The 7,256-nt window shown below is 73.1% G+C and carries 2 protein-coding genes; one reads left to right on the top strand and one right to left on the bottom strand.

All coding sequences use genetic code 11. The annotated features are described in order from the left end of the window. On the top strand, positions 1-3,994 hold a 3,994-nt coding region (locus tag GTW67_RS18710), incomplete at its 5' end, for an SAV_2336 N-terminal domain-related protein (RefSeq protein WP_272920512.1). 64 nt (positions 3,995-4,058) lie between these two features. On the opposite strand, the gene GTW67_RS18705 is transcribed toward GTW67_RS18710, so the two are convergent. Beyond that, positions 4,059-7,256: multifunctional oxoglutarate decarboxylase/oxoglutarate dehydrogenase thiamine pyrophosphate-binding subunit/dihydrolipoyllysine-residue succinyltransferase subunit (locus GTW67_RS18705; RefSeq protein ID WP_161165963.1), on the bottom strand; the 3,198-nt coding region annotated here is incomplete at its 5' end.

Here is a 7,256-nt window from a genome sequence, read left to right as displayed (position 1 = left end):
AGAGCGGACCGCGCTGCACGCCGAGCGCCCCGGCCCGACCGGCCGGCAGCCGGCCGGGGCGGACTCCGACGCCGTCCGCGTCCGGGTGCCGATGGCCACCGCCCTGCCGCACCCGCTCGGCCTCCAGCGGGCGCTGCGCCCCCTCCAGCACTACCGCCCGCCCGTCCGCGCCACGGCGCTCCACCTCGACGAGCAGGCCACCGCCGAACAGGCCGCCGAGACCCGCCTGCTGCTGCCCGTGCTGCGCGCCGCGACCCGGCGCGAGTCCCGGCTGCGGCTGCTCATGGACGTGTCGACGTCGACCGGTGTCTGGGAGACCGCGCTGGACGAACTGCACCGGATCTGCGCCGGCCTGGGCGCCTTCCGGGAGGTGACCGTGCACCATGTCCGCGAGGGCGACGACGGCGAACTGCTGGCGGCCACCTCCCGGGACGGTGACCGGGCCCTGCGCGCGGCCGAGCAGCTGCGCGACCCGACGGGACGGCAGCTCACCCTGGTCCTCAGCGACTGCGCCGGGCCCCTGTGGCGCTCCGGCCGGATGCAGCGGCTCCTGCACCACTGGGGCCGGGTGGCGCCCGTCGCGGTCGTCCAGCCGCTGCCCCAGCGCATGTGGCGGCGCACCCACCTGCCCGCGCTGCCCGGCACCCTGCGCCGCCGCGAAGGGCTCGGCGCTCGCCTGGACTTCGCGCCGCTGGAGGGCGGGACGGCGCCTCCCGGGGCGCTGCCCGTGCCCGTCCTCGCACCGACCCGCACTGCGCTCGGCACCTGGGCCAGGCTCCTCGCCGGCAGCACGGGACTGGCGCTGCCCGCCGCCGCGGCCTGGGTCCGCGCCGACCACCCGGCGGCCCCGCCGCGGCCCGCCCGCCCCGAGGCCGACGGCGAGACACTGGTCCGCGCCTTCCGCCGCACCGCCTCGCGCCCCGCCGTCCACCTGGCCGCGTCCTTCTCGGCGATCCCCCTCACCCTCCCGGTGATGCAGCTCGTCCAGCGCGCCATGCAGCCGCGGTCGGGCCCCGAGGTGCTCGCCGAGGTCCTGCTGAGCGGACTGCTGCGGCGCGGCCCGCACGACGGCTGGTACGCGTTCCGGCCCGGGGTCCGGCAGGCGCTGCTGCGGCACCTTCCGCGCGGGGACGCCCTGCTCGTGCGCAAGCACTGCGGCGAGTACGTCGACCGCCACTTCGGACGCCGGGAGCGCAACTTCGCGGCGCTGGCCCGCACCGGCCCCGGCGAGCGGCAGGCGCTCGTGCCACCGGGCGACACGGAGATGCTGGCGGAGGCGTTCGCCGAGGTCTCCGGGCTGGTCACCGAACGGTTCGGTGCCGCCGCACCGCAGGGCGCCGACCTGACCGGGACCGTCGACCTCGTGTACGTCCGGGACGACGAGGCGTGGGGCGCCTGGGTGGCCCGGGTGCTCGGCGCCGCCGGGCAGCCGGTGCGGCACCACGTGCTCGAAGGGCCGCGGGGGCTGCCGGGGTGGCTGCGGTCACGGCTCCCCGACGCGCCCGGGGGACGCGCGGCGCTCCTGATCGGTTCCTGGTACGCGGACCTGCCGGCCGACAGCACCCTGTGGGAGGAGATCGTGGCGCGCGGGGGCGGCCTCGCGCCGTTCACCCTGATGCGGGTGGCCGCCGACTCGTGGGTGGCGGACCTGGGCGTGGTGACCCGGCTGTGGGACACCACCGCCGTCGACGCCGGTCGGCGCCTGCTGGCCCGGCTCGGCACGGAGCTGCCCGAGGCGTCCGTGGCGGCGGCGGAGAGCTTCCCCCTGAGCAGACTGCATCTGTGGCACGGCGTGCCCGCCCCCGGGCCCGTCCCGGAGCCGGAGCCGGAGCTGATGCGGCGGCTGGCCGAGACGCTGTCCCGCGACCGCCGCGACGCGGTCTGCGTGCTGTCCGGCCCGTCCGGCGCGGGCAAGACCGCGGCCGCGGCCGCGTACACGCGGCTGCACGCGAGCGCGTACGACATCGTCTGGTGGATCGGCGAGGGCGACGCCGGGCGACGGCGGGAACGGCTGGCCCGGCTCGGGGTCGAGCTGGGCCTCTCCGCGGAGGGCAGCGTGTTCTCCCGGCTGCGGGAACTGGCGCGCGTCCTGCGGGAGACCGCCCTGCGGTGGCTGATCGTCTTCGACGGCTGGGACGACGCGGAGGCCCCCGACCACATCCCCGACGGCGGGCACGTCCTGATCACCTCAAGGCGGACCCGGTGGCCCGCGGAGTTCCGCGTCCAGCCGATGACGTCGCCGTCCGGCGGCGGGGAGCCGGCCACGTACCGCGACGTGGAGCGGGACCTGGTGCAACTGTCCTTGGGGAGGACGGCCCTCGGCGCCGGGTTCCTTCTCGCCGAGGGCTATCTGGTCACCTCCGCCACCGTCCTGGAGAGACTGCCCGCCGGAGCGGACTCCAGAAGGATCACCGCCACCACCCCGTGGCACCGCCGGCAGGAGATCGTGTCGTGGGTGTCCGTGGGCGACCTGGCCCTGTGCCGGGTGAGCGCCGTGCCCGGCATCCACGCCCTGCGGCTCACCGACCGGCCGGACACACGGCCAGAAGAGGCCGTGGTCTGCGTCCCGGCGGGGATCGGCCGCCAGCTCTCCTCGGCCGGCCACCCGGTGCGGACCGAGGGCACTCCCGGCACGGCGGTGATGCCGTTGGCGGGCGCGCCCCTGCCGCCGGAGTGCGTCGGTGCCCCCGTCCTGAGCAGAGGCGACGGTGCCGTCGTCGGGGTCGTCGTGGCCGCCGCCAGGGGCGACGGGGACGCGGGCACGGCGGTCCGCATCGAGACGCTGCGGAATCTGTGTGTGCGGAACGACCGCCACGCAGACCTGTGGCATGCCGCGGTGAGGGCCCACGACCGGGACCACGCCGAGCTCCGTTTCGGCGATACGACGGCACCGGACACCGACAAGGCGGAGCTCTACGCGATCCTGGCCCGGCTGGAGCCCCCGGCCGGGCCGGACACGGTCGTACGGCTGCTGCCGCTGGACCGCCTGCCCGTCCCGCACCATCCGCCGCACAGCTGGCGCGACGGCGCCGGACACCTCTACGCCCTCGCCTCCGAGGCCGATGTGGTGCTGTACGCCCTGTGGATCCTGGTCCATCTCGGCGACGCAGCGTCCTCCTCCCGCGAACGGGGCCCGCTGCGCGCCTGGATCGAACGCAGGGCGCCGGCCGCCCTGTCCACGGAACAGCAGCTGTACGTGGCCCGGACGCTCGAACGCAAGGGGGCCTCCGCGGGATGCCACATCACCGTCGACGTCACACCCGGCGACGACGGTCACTTCTGGAGCCTGCGCGCCACCCAGGACGGCAGCCCGCTGCACCAGGCGACCGGGAGAGCCCGGCTGCTGCGGGACGAGGCGCCGGCCCTGGGGCTGGAACGGGCGCTGAGGACGGCCGTGGCCGCGGCCGACACCGGCCGGCGCAGACCCACCGTCGAGTACCGCCTGCCCGAGGACCTCCTCTGGGACGTCGACGTGGAGGCGTGGACGCCCGAGCTCGCGCTGCGCGCCGAGTGCAACGTGTTCGTACGGTCCCTGGGCACCCGCCGGGCCGCCGAGCAGCCGCAGGGGCCGGAGCGCTGGGACGCGGTACGCCGCGGCACGCTGCGCGCGCTGTGGGCCCCCGGTGGGACACCGCCCGGCGGGAAGCGGCCCGATGTGGCGGCCCTGTTCACCGAGGCACCGGCCGGGTCCGTGCCGTTCTGGTGCCGGCACGCGGCTTCCGGCACCAGGGCCCTCGACATGGCCCGCGGGCTGGGCTATCCGCTCCTGCTGTGGTGCCGCGCGGAACGCCACCAGGACTGCCTGGTGGCCTCCCGCGCCGTGAGCACCGAACTGGACAGGTCCACGAGCGTCAGGGAGTTCCTCGCCCGGATGCGGGGCCTGTGGATCAGGGAGGTGTTCGGCCGCCGCGGCGGCACCTGGGTGAAACACCTCACCGTGTACTACGACCCGCCCGAGGAGGCCGTCGAAGGCGCGGGCGGACCGCGCCCGTGACGAAGGGCCCGGCCCCCGGAATCACCGGGGGACCGGGCCCTTCACCTCAGGCCGTCCGTAGGACTCAGGCCTCGAACACCTCACGCACCAGCTGCTCCTGCTCCGCCTGGTGCCGCTTCGCGGAGCCGACGGCCGGGGACGAGCCGTGCGGGCGCGAGATGCGGCGCAGGCGCTCGCCGTGCGGGACGTCGGCGCCGACCGCCAGGTCCAGGTGGTCGATCAGGTTGAGCGCGATGAACGGCCAGGCACCCTGGTTCGCCGGCTCCTCCTGGGCCCACAGGTACTTCTCGGCGTTCGGGTACTTGGCGATCTCCGCCTGGAGCTCGGCACCCGGCAGCGGGTACAGGCGCTCGATGCGGATGATGGCCGTGTCCGTGACGCCGCGCTTCTTCCGCTCGGCCTCCAGGTCGTAGTAGACCTTGCCGGCGGTGAAGACGACCTTCTTGACGGCGGCCGGGTCGACCGAGTCGTCGCCGATGACCGGCTGGAAGCGGCCCGTCGTGAACTCCTCCGCCTTCGACGCGGCGGCCTTCAGGCGCAGCATCGACTTCGGGGTGAAGACGACCAGCGGCTTGTGGTGCGGGTTGTGCACCTGCCACCGCAGGAGGTGGAAGTAGTTCGCCGGCGAGGTCGGCATCGCGACCGTCATGTTGTTCTGCGCGCACAGCTGGAGGAAGCGCTCCGGGCGGGCCGAGGAGTGGTCCGGGCCCTGGCCCTCGTAGCCGTGGGGGAGGAGCAGGACCACACCGGAGGTCTGGTTCCACTTCTGCTCCGCCGACGAGATGAACTCGTCCACGACCGTCTGCGCGCCGTTGACGAAGTCGCCGAACTGCGCCTCCCACAGCACGAGCGCGTCGGGGCGGGCCAGCGAGTAGCCGTACTCGAAGCCCATCGCCGCGTACTCGGACAGCAGGGAGTTGTAGACGTTGTACCGGGCCTGCTCGTCGGCCAGGTACAGCAGCGGCGTGAACTCGTCACCGGTCTCGCGGTCGATGATGACCGCGTGCCGCTGGCCGAAGGTGCCGCGCTGCGAGTCCTGGCCCGCCAGGCGCACCGGCACGCCCTCCAGCAGGAGGGAGCCGACGGCGAGGGTCTCGCCCATGCCCCAGTCGATCGTGCCGTCCTCGACCATCGCCGCCCGGCGCTGGAGCTGCGGCAGCAGGCGCGGGTGGACGGTGATGTGGTCGGGGATGTTCACCTGGGACTCGGCGATCCGCTTGACGACCTCGGCGGTGACCGCGGTGTTCACGGAGACCGGGAACTCGGCCTGCGGGTCGGTGGGCGCGGCGGCCGAGGGCTGCGAGGTGGCCTCGCGGACCTCGGTGAAGACCTTCTCCAGCTGGCCCTGGTAGTCCTGGAGCGCCTGCTCGGCCTCTTCCAGGGTGATGTCGCCGCGGCCGATCAGGGACTCGGTGTAGAGCTTGCGCACCGAGCGCTTGCGGTCGATCAGGTCGTACATCAGCGGCTGGGTGAAGGCCGGGTTGTCGGACTCGTTGTGACCGCGGCGGCGGTAGCAGATGAGGTCGATCACCACGTCCTTGTTGAACGCCTGGCGGAACTCGAAGGCGAGCCGCGCGACGCGCACGACGGCCTCCGGGTCGTCGCCGTTCACGTGGAAGATCGGGGCCTCGATCATGCGGGCCACGTCCGTCGCGTACATGGAGGAACGCGAGGACTCGGGGGCCGCGGTGAAGCCGACCTGGTTGTTGATGACGATGTGGACCGTGCCGCCGGTGCGGTAGCCCCGCAGCTGCGACATGTTCAGGGTCTCGGCCACCACGCCCTGGCCCGCGAAGGCCGCGTCGCCGTGGATCGCCACCGGCAGGACCGTGAAGTCCGTGCCGCCCTTGTTGATGATGTCCTGCTTGGCGCGCGCGACGCCCTCCAGGACCGGGTCCACCGCCTCCAGGTGCGAGGGGTTGGCCACCAGGGAGACGCTGATCTGGTCGCCGTCCAGGCCGGTGAAGGTCCCCTCGGCGCCCAGGTGGTACTTCACGTCGCCGGAGCCGTGCATCGACTTCGGGTCGAGGTTGCCCTCGAACTCGCGGAAGATCTGCGCGTACGACTTGCCGACCACGTTGGCCAGCACGTTCAGCCGGCCGCGGTGGGCCATGCCGATGACGACCTCGTCGAGGCGGGACTCGGCGGCCGAGTCCAGCACGGCGTCCAGCAGCGGGATGACGGACTCGCCGCCCTCCAGGGAGAACCGCTTCTGGCCGACGTACTTGGTCTGGAGGAAGGTCTCGAAGGCCTCCGCCGCGTTCAGCCGGCGCAGGATGCGCAGCTGCTCCTCGCGCTCCAGCTTGGAGTGTGCGCGCTCCACGCGGTCCTGGATCCACTTGCGCTGCTTGGGGTCCTGGATGTGCATGAACTCGATGCCGGTGGTGCGGCAGTACGAGTCGCGCAGCACGCCGAGGATGTCGCGCAGCTTCATCATCGACTTGCCGGCGAAGCCGCCGACGGCGAACTCGCGCTCCAGGTCCCACAGGGTGAGCCCGTGCTCGGTGATGTCCAGGTCGGGGTGCTTGCGCTGCTGGTACTCCAGCGGGTCGGTGTCGGCCATGACGTGGCCGCGGACCCGGTAGGAGTGGATCAGCTCGAAGACGCGGGCGGCCTTGGTGACGTCGTCGTCGTGCGAGGCGTCGATGTCCTTGAGCCAGCGGACCGGCTCGTAGGGGATGCGCAGCGCCTCGAAGATCTCGTCGTAGAAGCCGTTCTCGCCGAGGAGGAGGTTGGCGACCTGGCGCAGGAACTCGCCGGAGGCGGCGCCCTGGATGACCCGGTGGTCGTAGGTCGACGTGAGCGTCATGACCTTCGAGATGCCGAGCTTGTTCAGGGTGTCCTGGCTGGTGCCCTGGAACTCCGCCGGGTAGTCCATGGAGCCGACGCCCATGATGACCGACTGGCCGGGCATCAGGCGCGGCACGGAGTGCACGGTGCCGAGGCCGCCGGGGTTGGTCAGGGAGACCGTGACGCCGGAGAAGTCGTCCATCGTCAGCTTGCCGTCGCGGGCGCGGCGGACGATGTCCTCGTAGGCCTGCCAGAACTCGAAGAAGTTCAGCGTCTCGGCCTTCTTGATCGCCGCGACGACGAGCTGGCGGTCGCCGTTGGGCTTGACCAGGTCGATGGCGAGACCGAGGTTGACGTGCGCCGGCTTGACGAGGGTCGGCTTGCCGTCCTTCTCGCCGAACGCGTAGTTCATCGCCGGCATGGCCTTGATGGCCTGCACCATCGCGTAGCCGATCAGGTGCGTGAAGGAGAT

This window comes from Streptomyces sp. SID5910 (assembly GCF_009862125.1).
In the GTDB taxonomy this organism is placed as follows: Bacteria; Actinomycetota; Actinomycetes; order Streptomycetales; family Streptomycetaceae; genus Streptomyces.
Note: the sequence above shows the minus strand (reverse complement) of the source record. Positions and strands in the feature narration are given on the sequence as shown.